The sequence below is a fragment of the Marinococcus halophilus genome (assembly GCF_900166605.1).
In the GTDB taxonomy this organism is placed as follows: Bacteria; Bacillota; Bacilli; order Bacillales; family Marinococcaceae; genus Marinococcus; species Marinococcus halophilus.
The window spans coordinates 239,610-259,292 of the sequence record NZ_FVZD01000005.1 but is presented as its reverse complement, the minus strand read 5'-3'; the positions used below and the strand labels follow the sequence as shown (position 1 = coordinate 259,292).

18 protein-coding genes are annotated in these 19,683 nt (G+C 50.3%); 4 read left to right on the top strand and 14 right to left on the bottom strand.

What is annotated here, in order from left to right; genetic code table 11:
• Nucleotides 1-2: 2 nt before the first annotated feature.
• The 5 genes from B5066_RS03715 to B5066_RS03695 all read right to left on the bottom strand — a co-directional run bounded on the left by B5066_RS03715 (nucleotide 3) and on the right by B5066_RS03695 (nucleotide 6,374).
• Nucleotides 3-1,313 carry a nucleobase:cation symporter-2 family protein gene (locus tag B5066_RS03715; protein ID WP_079474612.1) on the bottom strand — a complete coding sequence of 437 codons (1,311 nt, stop codon included), beginning with the start codon at nucleotides 1,311-1,313 and terminating at the stop codon, nucleotides 3-5.
• Nucleotides 1,314-1,470: 157 nt separating this feature from the next.
• Nucleotides 1,471-3,090, bottom strand: coding sequence for a PucR family transcriptional regulator (locus tag B5066_RS03710; protein ID WP_158219089.1), 1,620 nt, complete (start codon nucleotides 3,088-3,090; stop codon nucleotides 1,471-1,473).
• A 146-nt stretch (nucleotides 3,091-3,236) separates the two neighbouring features.
• Entirely contained in the window at nucleotides 3,237-3,845 is a 609-nt protein-coding gene (locus B5066_RS03705; protein ID WP_079474610.1) for a TetR/AcrR family transcriptional regulator, read from the bottom strand.
• A gap of 28 nt (nucleotides 3,846-3,873) precedes the next feature.
• A complete protein-coding gene (locus B5066_RS03700) occupies nucleotides 3,874-5,478 on the bottom strand; it encodes an ABC transporter permease (RefSeq protein WP_079474609.1) in 1,605 nt (534 codons plus the stop codon).
• Nucleotides 5,475-6,374, bottom strand: a complete 900-nt coding sequence (locus tag B5066_RS03695; RefSeq protein ID WP_079474608.1) for an ABC transporter ATP-binding protein — start codon at nucleotides 6,372-6,374, stop codon at nucleotides 5,475-5,477. The genes B5066_RS03700 and B5066_RS03695 overlap by 4 nt, the downstream gene beginning before the upstream one ends.
• Nucleotides 6,375-6,539: 165 nt before the next feature.
• Here B5066_RS03695 and uvsE point away from each other — a divergent pair, with 165 nt between their 5' ends.
• Complete coding sequence (uvsE, locus tag B5066_RS03690) at nucleotides 6,540-7,499, top strand: UV DNA damage repair endonuclease UvsE (RefSeq protein WP_079475051.1); 960 nt, start codon at nucleotides 6,540-6,542, stop codon at nucleotides 7,497-7,499.
• Between the two features lie 36 nt (nucleotides 7,500-7,535).
• Here uvsE and B5066_RS03685 read toward each other — a convergent pair whose 3' ends face one another.
• On the bottom strand, nucleotides 7,536-8,510 hold the full coding sequence (locus B5066_RS03685; protein WP_079475050.1) for an NAD(P)H-quinone oxidoreductase: 975 nt from the start codon (nucleotides 8,508-8,510) through the stop codon (nucleotides 7,536-7,538).
• A 195-nt stretch (nucleotides 8,511-8,705) separates the two neighbouring features.
• On the opposite strand from B5066_RS03685, the gene B5066_RS03680 reads away from it, so the two are divergent.
• Both B5066_RS03680 and B5066_RS03675 read left to right on the top strand, forming a co-directional pair.
• Nucleotides 8,706-9,797, top strand: coding sequence for a nitric oxide synthase oxygenase (locus B5066_RS03680; RefSeq protein ID WP_079474607.1), 1,092 nt, complete (start codon nucleotides 8,706-8,708; stop codon nucleotides 9,795-9,797).
• A 111-nt stretch (nucleotides 9,798-9,908) separates the two neighbouring features.
• The gene (locus B5066_RS03675) at nucleotides 9,909-10,238 is read left to right on the top strand and encodes a four-helix bundle copper-binding protein (RefSeq protein WP_079474606.1); all 330 of its coding nucleotides are present in this window, start codon (nucleotides 9,909-9,911) and stop codon (nucleotides 10,236-10,238) included.
• Nucleotides 10,239-10,283: 45 nt separating this feature from the next.
• Here the strand turns inward: B5066_RS03675 and aroA are convergent, their stop codons facing one another.
• The 8 genes from aroA to B5066_RS03635 all read right to left on the bottom strand — a co-directional run bounded on the left by aroA (nucleotide 10,284) and on the right by B5066_RS03635 (nucleotide 17,390).
• Entirely contained in the window at nucleotides 10,284-11,630 is a 1,347-nt protein-coding gene (gene aroA / locus B5066_RS03670; RefSeq protein ID WP_079474605.1) for a 3-phosphoshikimate 1-carboxyvinyltransferase, read from the bottom strand.
• 77 nt (nucleotides 11,631-11,707) lie between these two features.
• Entirely contained in the window at nucleotides 11,708-12,004 is a 297-nt protein-coding gene (locus B5066_RS03665) for a DUF3995 domain-containing protein (protein ID WP_079474604.1), read from the bottom strand.
• 68 nt (nucleotides 12,005-12,072) lie between these two features.
• Nucleotides 12,073-12,414 (bottom strand): YolD-like family protein, encoded by a 342-nt coding sequence (locus tag B5066_RS03660; RefSeq protein ID WP_079474603.1) that lies wholly within the window; start codon nucleotides 12,412-12,414, stop codon nucleotides 12,073-12,075.
• Nucleotides 12,415-12,533: 119 nt separating this feature from the next.
• Nucleotides 12,534-13,862, bottom strand: coding sequence for a 6-phospho-beta-glucosidase (locus tag B5066_RS03655; protein ID WP_079474602.1), 1,329 nt, complete (start codon nucleotides 13,860-13,862; stop codon nucleotides 12,534-12,536).
• 72 nt (nucleotides 13,863-13,934) lie between these two features.
• Nucleotides 13,935-15,329 carry a glycoside hydrolase family 1 protein gene (locus B5066_RS03650; protein ID WP_079474601.1) on the bottom strand — a complete coding sequence of 465 codons (1,395 nt, stop codon included), beginning with the start codon at nucleotides 15,327-15,329 and terminating at the stop codon, nucleotides 13,935-13,937.
• A 90-nt stretch (nucleotides 15,330-15,419) separates the two neighbouring features.
• Nucleotides 15,420-15,725: a PTS lactose/cellobiose transporter subunit IIA gene (locus B5066_RS03645; protein ID WP_079474600.1), complete on the bottom strand. Its 306-nt coding sequence runs from the start codon at nucleotides 15,723-15,725 to the stop codon at nucleotides 15,420-15,422.
• Nucleotides 15,726-15,746: 21 nt separating this feature from the next.
• Nucleotides 15,747-17,066 (bottom strand): PTS cellobiose transporter subunit IIC, encoded by a 1,320-nt coding sequence (gene celB / locus B5066_RS03640; RefSeq protein WP_079474599.1) that lies wholly within the window; start codon nucleotides 17,064-17,066, stop codon nucleotides 15,747-15,749.
• Nucleotides 17,067-17,078: 12 nt separating this feature from the next.
• Entirely contained in the window at nucleotides 17,079-17,390 is a 312-nt protein-coding gene (locus B5066_RS03635; RefSeq protein ID WP_079474598.1) for a PTS sugar transporter subunit IIB, read from the bottom strand.
• A 227-nt stretch (nucleotides 17,391-17,617) separates the two neighbouring features.
• Between B5066_RS03635 and B5066_RS03630 the strand changes: the two genes are divergently transcribed.
• Nucleotides 17,618-19,549, top strand: a complete 1,932-nt coding sequence (locus B5066_RS03630) for a BglG family transcription antiterminator (RefSeq protein ID WP_079474597.1) — start codon at nucleotides 17,618-17,620, stop codon at nucleotides 19,547-19,549.
• Nucleotides 19,550-19,683: the final 134 nt, after the last annotated feature.

Here is a 19,683-nt window from a genome sequence, read left to right as displayed (position 1 = left end):
CTTCAAGCTTTGCTTTGTTTTTCTTCATTATATACATGTTCCCCCTTCCACTGTGTGTTAAATAAGAGATTAATGAAAATTGCGGCTAAACTACCAGTGATAATACCGTCCCCGAAGATAATAGCGAGCCCTTCCGGCAGGCTTGAAAACAGCTCAGGCACTACTGTAGCCCCCAGTGCAAGCGACACAGAGCAGGCAACCACCAGCTGGTTCGACTGTTCGTTAAAATCGACATCGCGGAGCATCTGCAGGCCAGCCACGACAACCATGCCAAACATCACAACGGTCGCTCCGCCAAGCACCGGCGTTGGAATGATGACAACCAGAGCGGCAACCTTCGGAATTAGGCCCAGAACGATCAGCGTCACCGCCGCAGAGAAAATTACGTTTCTCGTTTTTACTTTTGACAGCTCCAGCAGGCCTACATTCTGGGCAAAAGTGCTGTAGGGAAAAGCGTTGAACAAGCCGCCGATAATGACTGCGAGCCCTTCGGAGCGGTAGCCCCGGACCAAATCGTCTTCGTTCAGCTCACGATCTGTGATGCGCGCGACCGCATAGTAAGCGCCGGTCGTTTCAACAACGATTACGCTGCATACAAGGATCATCGTGATAATCGGCCCAAGTTCAAATGTCGGCATGCCGAAGTACAGCGGCTGCGGAAAATGGAACCACGAGGCTTCCATCACTTCACCAAAGGAGACCTGCCCCATCACCGCTGCGGCTGCCGTGCCGCCGGCAATTCCGATCAACACTGCGAGCGATCGCATAAACCCGGTAAACATCCGGAATAAAAGAATAATCACCGCAAGTACTCCAACGGATAAAAGCAGATTGAAAAGGGAGCCGAAGTTTTCGCTTCCCTCGCCGCCAGCCATATTTTTAATGCCGGTAGGAATAAGCGAAAGCCCGATAATTGTTACGACTGTGCCGCGGACAATCGGCGGGAACAACTTTTGTAATTTTCCAAAAAATCTAGCGAAGATAACGACAAACAGCCCGGCTGCTAGAATCGATCCGTAAATAGCTGTCACGCCGTAATTGGTGCCAATACTAATCATTGGTGTCACTGCTACAAATGATACCCCGAGCATCACAGGAAGCCCGATACCGATATGTTTTCCCCTCCACAGCTGCAGCAGGGTCGCTATACCACAGGAAAGCAGGTCGATTGCTACTAAGTATGCCAGTTGTTCTGCTGAAAGCTCCAATGCGCGCCCTACGATAAGCGGAACGAGTATCGCTCCGGCGTACATTGCAAGCACATGCTGAAGTCCCAATGAAAAAGTCCGAAGCCCGTTGGTTCCGTTAGCCATGATTAGGTGTTCCTCCTTTTATTGATATCTTACTATCCATCTTATAGGAGGCCCGGACACGATTCATCAGGCGTTTTATATAAAATTTTGAAAAATATTTAGTTATTCTGTCCATAATCTTCAAGAAAGCAACGCCCTCTGCGCAGATTATCTTACATTACTCCGAGGAGAGAACGTTCTGGACCCTTAGCGCCAAGCGCAGCCGCATCGTCGTTTCGGGATTTTTCAATGATACCCCTAAACGCTCCTCGCATTTTTCCAGGCGGTACAGCACCGTATTGCGGTGAATGTAGAGCCGTTTTGCCGTATCAGCCACGTGGCAGTGCGACTCAAGATAGACAGATAACGTCTGCACGAGCCCCTGGTCCTCCTGGCTTCCCTCAGTTAGTTCTTGCAGCACCGAGTGGCTGAACGAGGCCAGTTCTTCGGTAGGCAGCAGGCGGAGCAGCTGGGCGATATCTTTTGTGTAATAGGAGCGGATAAAGCTTCGTTCCCCGGTGAGCTGGCTGTTATACAGGGTGTTTTCTGCCTCTTTGTAGGACCCCGGAATATCAAGAAACGATCTCGCTGTATTTCCAATGCCAAAGGAGATCGAGCGCCCAAAAAACAATTGAATTCCCTCCTGCAGCTGCTCCAGAGCTTCAATCGAAGCTTCTTCTGCTTCTGTCTGCAACTGCTCTACTTCCCATAAAATAACGCACTGTCGCTCTTTTTTAAAAAACCAGGCCGGAGTGCGCCATTTGTCCAATTCGCCTTCAATGTATTCATACATATGATCCATTTCCCGCTGCTGCTGGGTGTAGGTGACTGGAAGCCGCGGCTCGGAATCAAGCATGCCGACTGCGCAGCCGTAATTACGATTGTTGGGAAGACCCATTTCTTCCGCACGGTTTCGGGCTTCTTCGTCGGATGAATAACCTCCATTAATGAAATTTTGAAAAAATTCATCACGGGCTCTTCGTTCATATTGAGCGATGGCGCTCTGTTTCATGCGTTCGAATCCAATAACGTTCACGGCCTGGTCTATGATAAGTACAAGACCGTTATCATAAATAGGAATTTCGCCGCCAATTACCAGGCAGCCGCTGCGCTTTTCGTGCGTTCGCACCGGAAACAGCGTATACGTCCGCCCTGTGTCCCACACGCAAAAGCTGCTGTACGTACTGCCATTTAAAAATAAGTCCTGTTTTGCCCGCCGATGCGCTTCGAGCACTGCCTGTACGCTCTTCATTTCTTCGTCTGCATAGATCGAACGGTCATATGCATCCAGCAGCAGCACTGGAAAGCCTATGTAGTCGCATACTTCTTCAAGAAGTGCTGTCAGGCCTTTTCCATGCATAACATGATCAGTGAGCCGCTGATGAATATTTAACGCTTCGCGCAATTCTCTTGTCCGTACCGAAAGCATATCATTGAGCATATCATTAACCATCGCCCCGAGACCGATGTCTTCCGGCAGGGCAATAATAGGAAACTGCAGTTCATCTGCTTTTTCGATCACGCTCTCTGGCAGCTTCTGCAGAAACCGCTCAATTTTGAGGCCAATGCCCGCGCATCCCACAGCGTCCATCCGCTCGATGAGCAAACTCAATTCTTCGGGACGGTCTTTGTAATGATACCCGGTCGTCACCAGCAGATCGTCCTCCTGCAGATAATCGACAATATCCGGCGCGTCCATCATGTTCACCTGCCGGATCTCCCGGATCTCCCCGTCTTTTCCGGCAAGCAGTGTTGCATCTTTCCAAACCGGGCGCTGCAGCGTTTCTCCTATGTTCACCGTTTCCGCCTCCTTGTGATACATATCCAATCATTTTTAATACGATTGGTTATTTTGTCTTTTACTGTAGCAGAAAAAGTGAACCGGCCGCCAGTGCAAATATCAGCTGTTAAAAAAAGGCCGCCGGGACCCGGCAGCCTTGTCGCTTATCTTTTGACGATACCGTACAAAAACAAATCGTAAAAATGGGTCTGGTATTCTTCAAGCGTCATGCCGCCCTGCACATCCTCCCCCTGCTGAATCCGGTAGGCAATCATCTGCCGAAGCGAGATCGCGTACGACATAAAAAAATCAATATTTATATTTTCCCGAAGAATCCCCTGTGCTTTTGCCACCTCCACCAGCTCCCGGAACACCGGCATGACTATTTTTTCGCCCCGGCTGCTGTAATCGGACAGTACATGCGGATAATCCTGCATTAATTCCGTAAGAAAGCTCGATTGAAAAAACGATTCGTACTCCTTCATATCAAATATCTTCAAAAGCATATCCTCGGTCATCCCGTGCTTTCTGCTTTGCTCAATCAGTGCTTCCATCTTAGCTTTGGATTCCTGCATCACTCCATCGAGCATTTCGCTTAAAATGCCTTCTTTGTCTGTAAAGTATTTATAAAATGTGGCTTTGCTTGTACTGGCTTCCGCGCACAGCTGCCCAATAGTGACCACTTTTATCCCTTCCTGCAAAAACAGACGGTGCGCGGTTTCGACCAGATCTTCCTTTTTTCTCGTAGACCGTCGTTTTTTGTTATATGTCACTGCTTATTTCCCCATTTCTTTCCTCTCTTTAAATGATCAAATCTCTTTTTCTAATTGTATACATTCCGACGACCGTAAAAACAGCGAATACCGAGAAAAGAATTACCGTCGACCATGCTGTCCAGTCCTCTGCAGGCACGCCCGGGATTTGGGCATATGGCGAAACGTCATTCACCCAATCCGGGAGTTGAAGCAGCGGTCCAATCAACCCGATCAGGGTAAACGCCGTATACACAAGCCACACGAGTGACAGAGCTTTCGGCCACAGGCCCATCAGCAAGGCTGCCAGTCCAATGAATACCCAGACAGCCGGCGTCTGCGCGATAGCAGCGAAAAATACCTTCCACGCGCCTTCTGCGCTGTCAGTGTAGTAGCCGTAAAGCGTTCCGGCGCCGATGCCGCTGATCACGAGCAGCATGAAACTTCCTGTGCAGGAAATGAGAAGATAATCAAGCATCCACCGCGGACGAGGTACAGACTGAACCAGCAAAATTTCTCCCCGGCCGCTCTTTTCCTCCCGGGTCATTCTGGTCATTACCTGCAGAGCATAGCCCGCCGCGAGCATCGCGAGAAATGCCATATAGGTGGCAAATAGTGATTCGGCAAGCGTAGCTCCTTCTGCCTGCACGAGAAATTCTTCCCCAATTGGATTATCTGCAAAGAAGTCAGCAGCTTCTTCACTTACAGCCCCCATCGCCACTCCGTACAGCGCCGCACCGGCTGCCCAGCTAAGAAAAACCCATCGAAACAAAAAGCTCTGCAGCCCAAGCAGGTGCGTTAATCCGCTTCCCGCCCGGGCCTTCCCGCCCTGGACGCGTAAGACCCCGGCTGCGTCGTCCCGGCGGTAGTCTATATACATAGCTGCCGCTGCAAGTAATACAATGCCGCCGGCAAACAAGCCGAGCGGCCACCAGCGCTCATCCACAAAAGCCCGCATCGCCTGACCCCACCCAATTGGAGACATCCACCGCCATGCATCCACCCCGGCTACATCACCAATGGCCCGAAGCAAAAACGCCAGTCCAAGCAATGCAGAACTGATACCGGTTGCCGCTCCGGCACTTTCACTCATTTGTGCCATAAACAGACTGACAGCACCGAATATAATTCCAACGCCAGCGACCCCAAGTCCAAACGCCAACGACCCGTTCCAGCTGAGCCCCTCTATCGTATATGGCATACCAAAAATCACAACAGCAGCGACAAAAAGATTCGCAAGCACCATCAGCAAAAAAGCGGCAGTGGTTACACTGATCCGGCCCACAACGCCCGCTTTTATAAGCTCAGAAAGTCCGTTCTCTTCTTCTGCCCTTGTGTTGCGGACGATCATGAAGATGCTCATAAATGCAACAGCCACCGCCACGTATAAAAACATTTCATTCGTAATCATCGCGCCGAACGTATAATTCTCAAGGCCGTACCCCGGACCAGCCATTGCCCGCAGAGCCGGACTTTCCAAAAGCAGGGCCCGTCCCTGCCGGTCTTCCTGCGTGGGATACGTTTCCGGAAAGCTCAGAATACTGAGCAGAAACAGCACTGAAATTGAAACGGCCCAAATGGGCAGCCGCACTCTTTCTTTCCGGAGCATTACCAGAAACAGCCTTCCCGTTCCTATGAACATTGACATGTTCATCGTCCTTCCCCTGCCTTCGATTCATAATGGCGAAGAAAAATCTCTTCAAGCGTCGGCGGCCTTGATTCCAATGAAACCACGCCTGCCCCCGCGAGCTCCTGCATGACCGGTGCAAGGCCTTCCGCATCTACATAAAAGTGTACCTTTGCCCCGTCTGCTTCCCACTGGTGGACATCGCTGCGCCCCGGTAAAGACGTCACCGGCTGCTTCGTTTCCGCCGTAATAGAAATACGCGTTAAATGCCGCAGCTCCTCAAGCGTGCCGGTTTCGATAATTTTTCCCTCTTTAATGATACTCACACGGTCACACAGCTCCTCCACCTCTGCGAGTATATGGCTTGAAAGGAGCACCGTTTTTCCTTCCTCCTGCAGCTCCCGCACGCATTCCCGGAAGATGGAAGCCATTAACGGATCCAGACCCGAGGTCGGCTCGTCAAATATATATAAATCCGCCTCCGAGGCGAATGCTGTAATAAGGGCAAGCTTCTGCCGGTTACCCTTTGAATACGTTTTACTTTTTTTCCGCGGATCAAGCTGAAAACGCTCAATCAGCTGCTGGCGCTTCTCTTCATTAAAATCACCGTGCAGCTTCCCAAGAACATCGATCACCTGGCCGCCGGTTAGATTCGGCCAGACGTTTACGTCACCGGGTACGTAAGCTATCCGTTTATGAATATCTACTGCCTCGGTCCACGCATCTTTGCCAAACAGCTTCACTTCACCGCCGCTTTTTTTCAGCAAGCCAAGCATCACTCGGATCGTCGTAGACTTCCCAGAACCGTTCGGGCCTAAAAATCCTACTGTTTCTCCGCGTCGGATCGTCAAATCCACATGCTCAAGCGCTGCGTGCTTGCCAAAATATTTTGAAACACTCTCTAATTTTACCAGCTCATCCATGTTCGCACCCCTAAATTGAACTTTTTAATCATTATCGTTTAAACTATTTTACTATATTCGTTCAATTAAGTCACGATTATTTAATGGATTTTCTGCTTTGAAGACTACGGCCATAAGTTTTTGGGTATGTGTAACAGAGAAATGAAATTGGAGGCAGTATGTATGATCACTTTACGGCTCGGATACGTCTCCCAGGCTCTGGCTCTCTGGGACGCTTCTCCGGGGAAAACAATGACACTGACGCGTTGGAAAAAAATGGACCGGCACAGCGGAGAAGAAAAGCTGCGGGAGGTCACTCGTTTAAATCTGGAGCACACCATCCGCATGCTTCATTACAATATCGCCCACGATATTCCTTTGTACCGTTTTTCTTCCTCGCTTGCCCCTCTTGCTACTCATGACGACGCTGCCTGGGATTATATAACCCCTTTTAAAGATTTGTACGGAGAAATCGGCAGACTCGTGCGTGAACACAATATCCGTTCCAGCTTTCATCCGAATCAGTTCACGCTGTTCACAAGCGACAAACCGGAAGTCACTGCCAATGCCGTGCAGGATATGGAGTACCATTACCATATGCTTGAAGCAATGGGGCTGGAACAAAGAGCGTGGATTAACCTGCACGTCGGGGGAGCCTACGGGGATAAAAAAGCGGCAGTAGCGCGTTTTCACGAAAATCTAAAGCAGCTGCCGGAAAAGATTAAAGCACGGATGACACTGGAAAATGATGATAAAACCTACACAGCAGAAGACGTGCTCGCTGTCTGTGAACAGGAAAAAATCCCAATGATGTTTGATTATCATCACTTCGAGGCTAATCATTCCGAGAATGAACGTCTAGAGGAGCTGCTGCCCCGATTTATCGATACGTGGGCACATACCGACAGCCGGCCGAAGGTTCATCTTTCCTCGCCGAAATCGTCTGAGGCCTTTCGCAGCCATGCCGATTACGTGGATCCGGAGTTCAATCTTCCGTTTCTGCAGGCCTTAAAGCAGATCGGCGAGCCCATTGACGGGATGATTGAAGCAAAGCAGAAGGACTACGCGCTTCTGCAGCTCGTCCAGGATCTCGCTTCACGTCGGAATGTAACCCGGACCGGCGGGGCAGAGCTCCAGTGGAAATAAAGAGCTAAAAAAAGAGCCTGGACGCAGGCTCTTTTTTTACCATTCCAATATGATTTTTCCAATGTTTTTATTGTCCTGCATATGGCGGTGCGCATCCGCAATCTGTTCAAATGAAAACACCGTGTCGACAATAGGGCGGATGGAGCCGTCCTCAAGAAGCGGCATTGCGTGCTTCACGAAATCCCTGCTCAATTCGGCTTTATACTCATCGCTCCGCGGCGTAAGCAGCGTCCCGGTCAGCTGCACGCGCTTCATCAGCAGCTTCATCAGGTTTACGTTTGGCACATTTGCCCCGCCAAGCACGCCAATCAACACCCAGCGCCCGTCGGTTTGAATGCTCTTCAGGTTCTGCTCCCAGTAGGAGGCTCCGACAAAGTCCAAAATTACGTTGACGCCCTGATTGTCAGTAGCTGCAAGCACTTCTTCGTCAAAATTCTGTTCTTTATAGTTAATGCGTACTTCTGCGCCGAGCTTTTGGGTAAATTCCAGCTTTTCCGCTGATCCGGCAGTGGTGAGTACACGGGCTGAGGAAAGCTGGCTGGCCAGTTGAATGGCCGCCGTGCCTACACCGCTCCCGCCGGCATGAATTAGGACGGATTCATCCTGATTCAGGTGCCCGATCCAATAAAGCGTCTGGTAGGCCGTTAAGAACACCTCCGGCACGGCGGCTGCTTCGGCATACGTGAATGCTTCCGGGATTCGCATTACCCGGTCAGCCCGCATGACAGCATACTCCGCGTAGCCGCCGCCATTTACCAGCCCCATTACCCGGTCGCCCGGTGAAAAAGGGTTCTCAGTGCCTGCTTCTTCCACCACGCCTGCCACTTCGATGCCGAGCACCGGATTTTCAATATATCCAGCCTTACCTTCCCGGTTTAAAATATCGGTCCGGTTCACAGCTGCTGCTTTTACCTTGATCAGCACCTCATCCATCTCCGGCTTCGGTGCTTCACGGTCCTGAATCTGCAGTACCTCTGGCCCGCCGGTTTCTGTGGTAATTACTGCCTTCATTGCTATCACTCACTTTTCTTCAGTCTTCGCTTACAGTATTCGCTTCCTTAAAGCACGTGTCAACTCACAAGTTTATCTGTCGGTGCTACAGCTATTTATTACCCGGGAAATTGTTTTTGTAAGATTGATTTTTCGATAATAGCAGCTAATACCTTTATACTGAAAAAAAGGCAAAAGCTGAGGTGCAGACAAATAATGACCAATATCAAAGCATTAAAACAGGACGCATACACATTTTTGGAGCAGTATTACCGGGAAACAGACCAGCCCCTGGAAACATTTCAGGCGCGCTGGCAGGAGGTAGAGCAGGAGATTGAAGCCACCGGACATTATGAACATACGTTCGAAGAGCTATCATTCGGAGCGAAGGTCTCCTGGCGCAACAGCAACCGCTGCATCGGGCGGTTCTTCTGGAAAAGCCTGCAGGTTCTTGACTACCGGAACGTGCGTACTGGAGAGGAGGCGGCTGAAGCGCTCCACCACCATATTCGTTACGCAGAAAACGGCGGGAAAATTATTCCCACGATCTCTGTCTTTCCTTCTGTCAAAAACGGGCTGGAGCGGATGCGCATATGGAACTACCAGCTGATCCGATACGCCGGCTATGAGCAGGACGGGGAAATCATTGGCGACCCGCAGTCCGCTGCTTTCACAAAATACTGTGAATCACTGGGGTGGAAAGGGGCAGAAACATCATTTGACCTTCTTCCCCTGGTTATTCAGGTAAACGAAGGCGCCCCCCAGTGGTTTCCGTTAAAAGCCGAAGAAGTACTCGAAGTTCCGATTGCCCATCCGGATAGCAATGCTTTTTCCACACTCAATTTAAAATGGTATGCCGTGCCGATTGTTTCGGATATGAAAATGGAAATCGGCGGTATCACGTATACGGCCGCCCCGTTTAACGGCTGGTACATGGAAACGGAAATTGGCGCCCGGAACCTCGCAGACGAGGAGCGCTACAATATGCTTCCACGGGTTGCAGATGTGCTTGGCATCGACCGGACGTACGCGGGCAGTTTATGGAAAGACCGGGCGCTTGTCGAGTTGAACCGGGCCGTGCTTCATTCGTACAAAAAAGCAGGCGTCAGCATGGTGGATCATCACACGGCCTCTTCGCAGTTTAAACGATTCGAGCACCAGGAACAAAAAGCGGGCCGGGAAGTAACCGGCGACTGGACATGGCTGATTCCGCCGGTATCCCCTGCTGCTACTCATATTTTTCACAGCTCCTACCGCAATATCATGCACACGCCAAACTTCTTTTACCAGCAGCATCCCTATAAATAATGATCTAAAGAAGCAGGCAAAGCCTGTCTGCTTCTTTGTATTTTACGTTTGAATAAATACCCCTTCCGGGAACCCCTATACCAACACCTGATACTAGAAAGGATGATAAAGATGAACGCTGCCCAGAAGGAATGCCTCGAAGCCTGCATCGAATGTATGAAGCAGTGTAATCAATGCTTTAACGACTGCCTGCAGGAGGACGACGTGAAAATGATGGCCGAATGCATACGTCTCGACCGCGAATGTGCAGATATTTGCGCCTTGACGGCTAAAGCCATCCAGTCCAGCAGTCCATTGATGAAGGAGACCGCTCAGTTGTGTGCAGAGGCGTGCAAAGCATGCGGGGATGAATGCGCCAAGCACGACCACCAGCATTGCAAAGACTGCGCAGATGCCTGCTACCGCTGTGAAAAAGCCTGCCGGGAGCTTGCTGCCTCTTAATGCCATGCACGAAAGCCCTCTCCAAAAACAGAGAGGGCTTCTTTTTTATGAAAATTTAATCGGAACACCGGCTGCTTCAAACAAATCATAGAAGGTTGGACATGTTTTCGACACGCATCCCGGGTCTTCAATATAGATTCCGGGCACCTTCGCTCCCACTAGCGAAAGCGCCATAGCTACCCGGTGATCATCGTACGAATGAAGCGATACGCCGATCGGGGTGCCCGGATATACTTTCAGCCCATCCGAGTATTCATCCACACGGATGCCCATCTTCTGAAGCTCTGTACACGCTGCGTGGATGCGGTCGGATTCATGGTGACGAATATGCTCCACATCCCGGATGGTAATCGGCGCGTCAGCAAACGGAGCGAGCGCCGCAACAGTCAACGTCTGATCAGACATTTCCTTCATGCTGAGCTCAAACCCGCCTGACAGCTGTTCCGGGCCTGTAACTTCGATGTAGGTGCTGCCTTTTTCCACATGGCAGCCCATTTTTTCAAACACGTCCACCATACCTATATCCGGCTGGTTCGTGTCCATTGTTAAATTATTAATACGGACCGTTCCGGCTGTCAGCGCTGCCAATGCCATAAAATAACTGGCCGTCGAAGCGTCTGCTTCAAGCGCCATGCTCCGGCCTTGAAAATTCTTTGCCGGCACCTGCATGTCGGTTAAATCCTCATTGTACGTGACCGGGACGCCGAACTGATTCATTAAATCGAGCGTAATGTGCACGTAGGCATGCTGCACAATGTAATCCGGGATTCGGATACGCAGGCCTTCCTGTGTACAAGCGCCCGTCAGCAGCAGGCCGCTGATAAACTGGCTCGATAATTTACCGGAAATGGTTACTTCTTTTCCAGGCAGCCCGCCCGCGTGAATTTCAAGCGGATAGAATCCTTTTTTATCTATGTAATGAACGTCTGCCCCGAGCTCCTCAAGGGCTTCCATCAACGGCTCTACTGGTCGTTCGCTCATTCGCTTGCTCGCTTCAACCTTGTAAACGCCGTTTCCGGCTGCTGCAAGCGGGCCTGGAAGAAAACGGGCCGTGGTGCCGGCTGCGCCAATATAGAGCTCGGCTTCCTCCTCGGGCCACCGGCCCCCGCATCCGTGAAGGGTGACCGTATCTCCGTCCACTTCGGATTTCACGCCAAGCGCACGCAGAGCGCCAAGGCACCAGTACGAGTCATCGCTTTTTAAAATTCCGGCCAGCGTGGACGTGCCTTCTGCCAGTGCTGCCATAATCAGCGCCCGGTTTGTAAAGCTTTTACTGCCCGGCACTGTTAAAGAGGTCTGAATCGAGCCGGGCGAAACTGGAGACACGTGCACCTTGTCTACATCCGTTAATGAGGCCCACGGCGAGCGGGCCCGAAAATCTGGTGTACTCATTAAGCATCCGTCCTCTACATCTTTTTCTACATTACACCATGAACCAGTACCGTGCGCAACCAGCGTTTTTTGAAGATCTACACCACACCGGTAAGTGCCGGGCTGACCATAAACCAGAGCAGCAGCACTGCCATAATAATCCAGCCGCTCAGCTTCATCCATCCCGGCTCACGGCGCGAAAAAGCAATCATGCTCATGAATGCACTGAGCGCAAGCAACAGAATGCCAATCGTCAGCAGCGACCCAAATAACGGCACAAAGGGGCTGTTGTCGGGAAGAGAAAATACGGCAGACACAATGACAGATACAGCAATCAGTCCGACGCCTCCCAGGGAAGACGTTAAGGAAATTCTGCTGAATTTTTTATCCTTCATTTCATTCGCTCCCTTTTGGTTTCTTTTCTTGTCTTCCTTTCCCTTACGCCTATTTCAAAAACGTGCTTTTACGTTTCCACATCCATAATGTCCTGCACGCCTACATACTGGATGCCCCCGCCTGCTTTCATTTTTATTGTTTTATTTAATGCATCAAGATGGAGGATCTTTCCCCTCATTTTTATTTCCGCATAAGGGTCAAACACGTGAAGCGTTACTGTCGAGCCGGACACCAGAGCGTCCTGAAGACGGCGGGAAAACTCTTCAAGCTGCTGCTCATCCCAAACGGGCCTGAACTTCATCCGGTCTTCTTTTTGATGACGCAGCCACATTTCCCGGTGTTCCGGCAGAATCATCCGGCTGGATTCCCAGCGCATATTCGACCCCGGGGTCAACTTGTTTTCTTTCATCCATAACGCCTCCCTTTGTTTCAGTATACACGAACATTTGTTCTTTTTGTGCTTTATCTTTAAAAACAGGAACTTTTCTCTAACAAAAAAGGCCCCCGCTTCAGGAGACCTTCACTGCTTCATACCTTTTCGCTTTGAAAGAACTGCGGCAGATGCTCCCGATGGGCTTCGAGCATGTCATCAAGTATCTGCTTTGCTTTTGTATCAGACGGAACGAGAGGATTAATCGTCATGGCCAGAAGAGCTGTTTCGTAATTTCCCGTTACCGCCGCTTCGGCAGCGACCCGTTCAAACGATTTGATCTGCTGCACCAGTCCGTGGACAGCTACCGGCAGCTCATCAACAGCAATCGGCCTCGGGCCATCTTTGGTAATAACGGAGCTGATTTCCACCGCTGACTCCGCCGGTATACCGGCAACAGCGCCACGATTCCTCGTATTGACTGGCTGAATATCCCGGGTGTCATTATAGATTGAATTGATCAGGCTGCAGGCCGCTTCGCTGTAATAGGCCCCGCCGCGTTGTTCCAGCTGCTCCGGCTTTGTCCGGAGCGTTTCATCAGCATAGAGGGCAAACAGCTCCTCCTCCACCCCCTGGACGACCTCAGCCCGGGTGCCGGTTTCCTCGGCAGCTGCCTGTTCCTCGGCCAGCATTTCTTCTGTTTTATAGTAGTACCGGTGATACGGGCATGGCAGCACCTGCAAAGCCCGGATAAATTCGGGCTCCCACCCGAGTGCCGCAATATTTTTCATGGTGGAAACGTTCGCCGGATCCGCTACTGCTTCGAGCGCCTGCTGCTTTATATCGTTGCCATCGAGATAGATATTAAGTCCGTAAACCATATGGTTCAGTCCGGCAAAATCAATACGTACACGGTCGCCGTCTACTCCAAGCGCTTCAGCCACTCCCATCTGCATTCCCACCGGGACGTTGCAGAGGCCGACAATGCGTTCATGGTTCGTATAGCGCAGCACCGCTTCTGTCACCATGCCAGCCGGATTCGTAAAGTTCACAAGCCACGCATCCGGGCACAGCCGCTCGATGTCATGCACAATGTCAATAATAACTGGAATGGTCCGCAGTCCTTTAAACAGCCCGCCCGGCCCGTTCGTCTCCTGGCCGATCACGCCGTAGGAAAGCGGGATCCGCTCATCCTTCGCCCGGGCTTCAAGCATGCCAACCCGAAACTGAGTGGTGACAAAGTCCGCGCCCGGCAGCGCTTCCTCCCGGCTGTAGGAAAGGTGCACGGTCATATCGATACCCGCTTCAGCTGCCATACGCTGGGCGAGTTTTCCTACGATCTCCAGCTTTTCTTTTCCTTCCGGAATATCCACGAGCCACAGCTCTTTCACCGGCAGTGCGTGATGCCTTTTAATAAATCCCTCCACGAGCTCAGGCGTATAGCTCGAGCCCCCGCCGATCGTTACAATCTTAATACCTTTCTTCATCGTCTCGCTCCTTTTTTCTGCGTGTTTCTATACAGACCAGGCCGCCTGCGGATAGACAGACGGCCCGTAATGCTATTTTTCAAATCCGTTATTTTTGTGGACGGCAGTGATCCAGTAGGCACTCTTTTTCGGCGTACGCTCCTGCGTGTCGATATTGACGGAAAAATAGCCGTAGCGGTTTTTGTAGGCATTCATCCACGACCAGTTGTCGATAAACGACCAGAGATGATACCCTTTGGCATTAGCCCCCTCTTCGATAGCCCGGTGCAGCCATTCAAGATGGTCCTGGATGAACTCAATACGGTAATCGTCCTGAATCATGCCGTTTTCCATAAAACGGGCCTCGTCCTGGACCCCCATCCCGTTTTCAGAAATGAACGACGGAATATTTCCGTAGTTATCACGGAGATTGATCATAATGTCGTATACACCTTTCGGGTAAATCTCCCATCCACGATAAGGGTTCATTTTCCGGCCAGGCATTTCGTAGTGGTCAAAAAACCATTCGGGTAGTATCGGAGCACCCGGGTTCGGCAGGTTTTCCTTCGCTTTGACCCGGCGCGGCTGGTAATAGTTCACGCCCAGCAGGTCGACTTTCCCCTCTTTAATCAGTTCTTTGTCTCCGCTCTCGGTATCCGGAAGCACTCCGTGCTCTCCGAGCAGGTCAATCAGCTCCTGAGGATACTCCCCGAGCACTGTGGGATCGAGAAAGCTCCGGTTAAAAAATAAATCGGCAATCCGGGAAGCCTTCAGATCTGCCGGATGGCTGCTTCTTGGATAGGAAGGGGTCAGGTTCAAAATAACGCCGATTTCCCCGCCGGTTCGGTCTTTTTCACGAAAAGCTTTCACCGCAAACACGTGAGAGAGAAGCGTATGATAGCCCACCTGGGCCGCCCGCTTCATGTCGACCACGTTAGGATAGTGAAAGTCGTACATGTAGCCGCCCTCCACCGGAACAATCGGTTCATTGTGGGTAAACCACTTTTTTACCCGGTCGCCGAACAGATCAAAGCAGATGCTGGCGTAACGGCCAAAGTGTTCCGCTACAGCTCTGTTTTCCCAGCCGCCCATCTCCTGCATCGCCATCGGCATATCAAAATGATATAAACAGACAAACGGTTCTACGCCCTTGTCGATCATTTCGTCGATAACGTTGTTATAAAAGTCGACCGCTTCCTGATTCACTTCTCCGGAGCCGTCCGGGATCAGCCGGGACCAGGAGATCGACAGGCGAAAGGAATTAAAATGAATGTTCTTCATCCGGGCGATGTCGTCCTTGTACTGATGATAAAAATCGGATGTGGTGCCAGGGCCCACCCCGTCAAAAAAGCGATTCGGCTCTTCGTCAAACCACTGGTCCCAAATATTCTTTCCTTTGCCGCCTTCCTTCGCGGCGCCTTCAATCTGCGTGGCGGATGTGGCCGCCCCCCACCAGAATCCTTTTGGAAACGTGAACTGTTCTGCCATGGTTAGTACCTCCTAGAATAATCGTTCCTGTATGTTTATCACAAAAAGCAGGGCCCCGGCTTTTCTCTTTCTGCCGGGTCCCCAGGATACTTAACGCGTACGGTAGACTTCTACAATCTCTTCCGCCAGGTCTCGGACCGTCATGGAGGTCATCAAATGATCCTGCGAGTGAATCAGCATGACGTTGACGGAAAAATCCTCACCGCTTGCTTCTTTCGTGAGCAGGTTGGTCTGGTAGGAATGTGCTTTCCCGAGCTCTTCCCCTGCTTCCTTGATCAGTTCTTCTGCACGGTCGAAATTGCCGGCCTTTGCTTCCTGGATCGCTTCCATGGCGTTTGCTTTGCCGTTGCCAGCGTATAATATAATTTGAAACGCCGTTTCTGTTAACGCTTCCATAGTTTCCACTCCTATCCTGATTTAACCGCTTTTTTGCTTGTTGTCTGCATTTGTCGTTTCTTTTTCTGCTTCTACTTCGTTCCGGAAATACTGGCGGTCCAGAATCCGAAGGAACGGGAACCAGATGATAAACACCACGGCCAGGTTAAACAGCTGCAGCACAGCTCCCTGCCAGGCGTTTCCAGTAGCTAGAAATCCACTTAAGAAAATCGGGGTGGTCCATGGAACGATGATACCTGCCGGCTTTGGCACCAGGCCGATCGACATCGTTACATACGTTATGACTGCAATAACGACCGGAGCTACCAGCCACGGGATTAATATTAACGGATTCATGATGATCGGCAGACCGAAAATAATCGGTTCATTGACGTTAAAGAACCCTGGAGGGCCGCCGACTTTGCCGAGCTGTTTCGCCTGTTTACTGCGGGCGAGCATAAACAGCCAGAGCACAATCGCAAGCGTCATCCCGGAACCGCCCATCCCTACAATAAAGGTATCAATGAACTGTTTGGTGACCACGTTTGGCAGTTCTTCTCCTGCCTGGAAGGCACTCAAGTTCTGTTCATTCAGCGCGTACCAGATTGGGTCGAACACAGAGTTAACCAGAATCTGCCCGTGCAGGCCGAAAAACCAGAAGATCTGGATCATCAGAACAGCAATGATCGTCGCCGGGAGTCCGCTGCCAAGCGCGGTTAACGGCTCCTGCAAAACGGTATAAATAAAGTTCTGGGCAGAATCAAACGGGGTAAGGCTGAACAAAATACGGATAGCGAGAAAAACTGATAAGGTCAGAGCGATAGGAATCAGCGCACTGAACGATCTTGACACTGCCTCCGGAACCCCGGCCGGCATTTTAATCGTCAAGTTTTTTTGTACGAAGTAGCGGTACAGCTCAGCCGCGAGGAACGCGGTCAGTATGCCAACAAACATGCCTTCGGCTCCGAGGGTGGATGTTGGTATAACCCCTTCTACACCCTCGAAGGTCTGCGGTGTTAGTATGATAAAACCAGCAAGGGCTACAACCCCGCCGTAAAGTGCTTCCACGCCGTAAGAAGCTGTTAATTTATACCCTATACCGATGATAACAAAAAGCCCCATAATACTGAGCGTGGATGCCGACGCCGGGCCAAGCGCTGCCTGATAGGCTGCATAGGCGTCTTCCCCAATCAGCTGGTCCAGAAAAGGAAAATTAGCGATAACAACTAAAATAGAGCCAAAAATGATTAACGGCAGGGCAATCAAAAACCCGTCGCGCAAAGCCGTCAAATGACGGTTGTTATTTAATTTCTCCGCGATCGGCATCAGAATATTTTCCAATACCTCCATAAAACGATTCATGTGTCTTCCTCCCTATTTTTGCTCGTTTAACAGCTTCATGGCGTGATCAAGTACAGCTTTTCCGTCTACACGTCCGTAAGCAACGGCATCAATAATATCAAGCGGGATCCCCTGCTCGTCGGCAACCTTGCCGAATTTTTTCTTCATAAAGCGCATCTGCGGACCGATCAAAAGTACATCAGCCTTTTTAATTTCTTCCGGTGCTTTATCCTGGGCTGCTGCCCATATTTCTGCCTGAACCCCCTGCTCATCAGCGGCTTCTTTCATTTTTGAAACAAGAAGGCTTGTCGACATTCCGGCGGAGCATGCTAATAAAATATTCATTGATATTCCTCCAATTAAGATAAAATGATGTGCGGTTGATATATTCAATATAATAAAAGAGCGCTTTCATAGATAGGGAAGGTTCTTCCGCTAGGAAGCGGAAATGATTTGTACTTCTTTCCTGCTTCTTTTGTGCTACTTTTATAGTATCCCTACTTGTGCGCTGTAGATAATGAAAATTTCTATAGCGCTTACATACATGTTTACCTTAAGGGGGTTAAAGAGACATGACTACACGTAGCAACAGTATTTTAAGAGAATTAGTTGCAAGCGGTATCCCGGTGACTGGAAGCTATCTGGCTTCTTTGCACGAGGTGTCAAGCCGGACTATCCGGGAGGACATCAAAGGACTTCAGACAACGCTCGAGTCCCATGGGGCAAAAATCGAAGCCATTAAGGGGAAAGGATACCAGCTGAAAATTATAGACAATGATAAGTTCCGGGCATATGTAAAGGAGTATTTACAGCCGGCAGCTCCCGACTCGCAGACTCTCCCTAATCTTCCTGAAGAGCGGGTTGCGTATTTGATACAGCGGCTTCTTCTCGCCAGTTCCTTCATCAAGCTGGATGAGCTCGCCGATGAAATGTTTGTCAGCCGGTCCACCGTGCAGAACGATTTGAAAAAGGTACGGGACATTTTAAAGAATTACAGTATTGCCCTGGAGCGGACGGCCAATGACGGTCTCCATCTTCAAGGAAGCGAGATGCGCATGCGGTTTTGTATCGCGGAGTATATCTTTGACCGCCAGAACGAACAGCCTCGCCACGACCAGTCGTTGCCGTTTCTCCATCTTTCCGAAGAAGAACGAAAAAGCATCTGGAGCATTATTTTAAAGCAGATAAAAATGCAGCATATATCCCTATCCGATATTGCCCTGCACAATTTATTCAACCATATCCTGATTGCCTACCAGCGCATTCAGGACGAGTATTACGTATCGATGTATCACGCAGAATTTGACGAACTGACGCAAAAGCGTGAATACCAGGTAGCCAAAAATATGGTCACAGAAATCAACCAAACCTGGGAGGTGTCGTTCCCGGAGGAAGAGATTGCCTATATTACGCTTCATCTGCTTGGCACCCGTCTATTTGACAATGAAGCAGGAACAGCAGAAGCAGTAAAAAATTCCCTTGATACGGATACCTACAAAATGGTCGCTTTTCTGCTCCAGCATATCGATAGGGAACTGCATTTAACACTCCAGCACGACCAGGAGCTCGTCATTGCCCTGGCCCTTCATCTGCAGCCTGCGATCAGCCGATTCCGTTACAATATGAATGTGCGCAATCCGATGCTTGCTGATATTAAGGCTGGCTACCCGCTCGCCTTTGAAGCCGGGGTCATCGCCGGCATCGCTCTCGAAGAGCATTACGATATTCGTATTGATGAAAACGAAATCGGCTATTTGGCCCTCCATATCGGTGCCGCGCTGGAACGCAGTAAAATGGAAACAGCTCCTGCACGCTGTCTGATCGTCTGCGCCTCTGGCCGGGGAAGCGCCCAACTCCTCTACTACCGGCTTCAGGCAACATTCGGCAGGCGGCTTCACATTCAGGGGACGACAGAATATTACCGTCTGCGGGAGATGGATTTTGATCATATCGACGTCATCATCAGCTCGGTCCCCATTTATGATGACCTGCCGGTGCCCGTGCTTCAGGTCAATACGATTTTAAGCGAAACGGATCTTCGTATTATTGAAGGGTTTATTTCCAAAGAACCCGCCATCCGTATGTATTTACGGGAATCACTCGTCTTTTTGCATCAATCATTTTCCACCACAGAGCAAATACTCCAATTTTTCGAACGGGAGCTGGATGAGCGGAATTTAATTGATGATGGTTTTCTTGATTCTGTTCTTGAGCGGGAAAACGTGGCTCCGACAGCCTTCGGGAATCTTGTGGCCATCCCTCATCCAGTTACGCCAAAGACCGAAGAAACCTTTTTAGCCTTCTGCACGCTCGACAAACCTGTCCGCTGGGGTGAGCGTCCCGTCCAGCTTGTCTGCCTGCTGAATGTAAAAAAAGACAGCACCGAAGACCTGCAGGAAATGTATGAGCTGCTGGGCCGGGTTATTGAACAGCCCAAGTTAATCCAGCGACTGTTAAAAGCAGAAACGGCCGAAGGATTTTTGCAGCTTCTTTCCTCCTCCTGAATTGTGCAGGCAAAGAAATTCCTTGCCCTGCTTTTTTTCTGCCTGAAAAACGATTTTCGTAAATTATTCACATCTTTTTCTCCTTTTCGAACTTATTCTTTGGTATAAAGGGAGAAGAAGTTAATAATCACGGT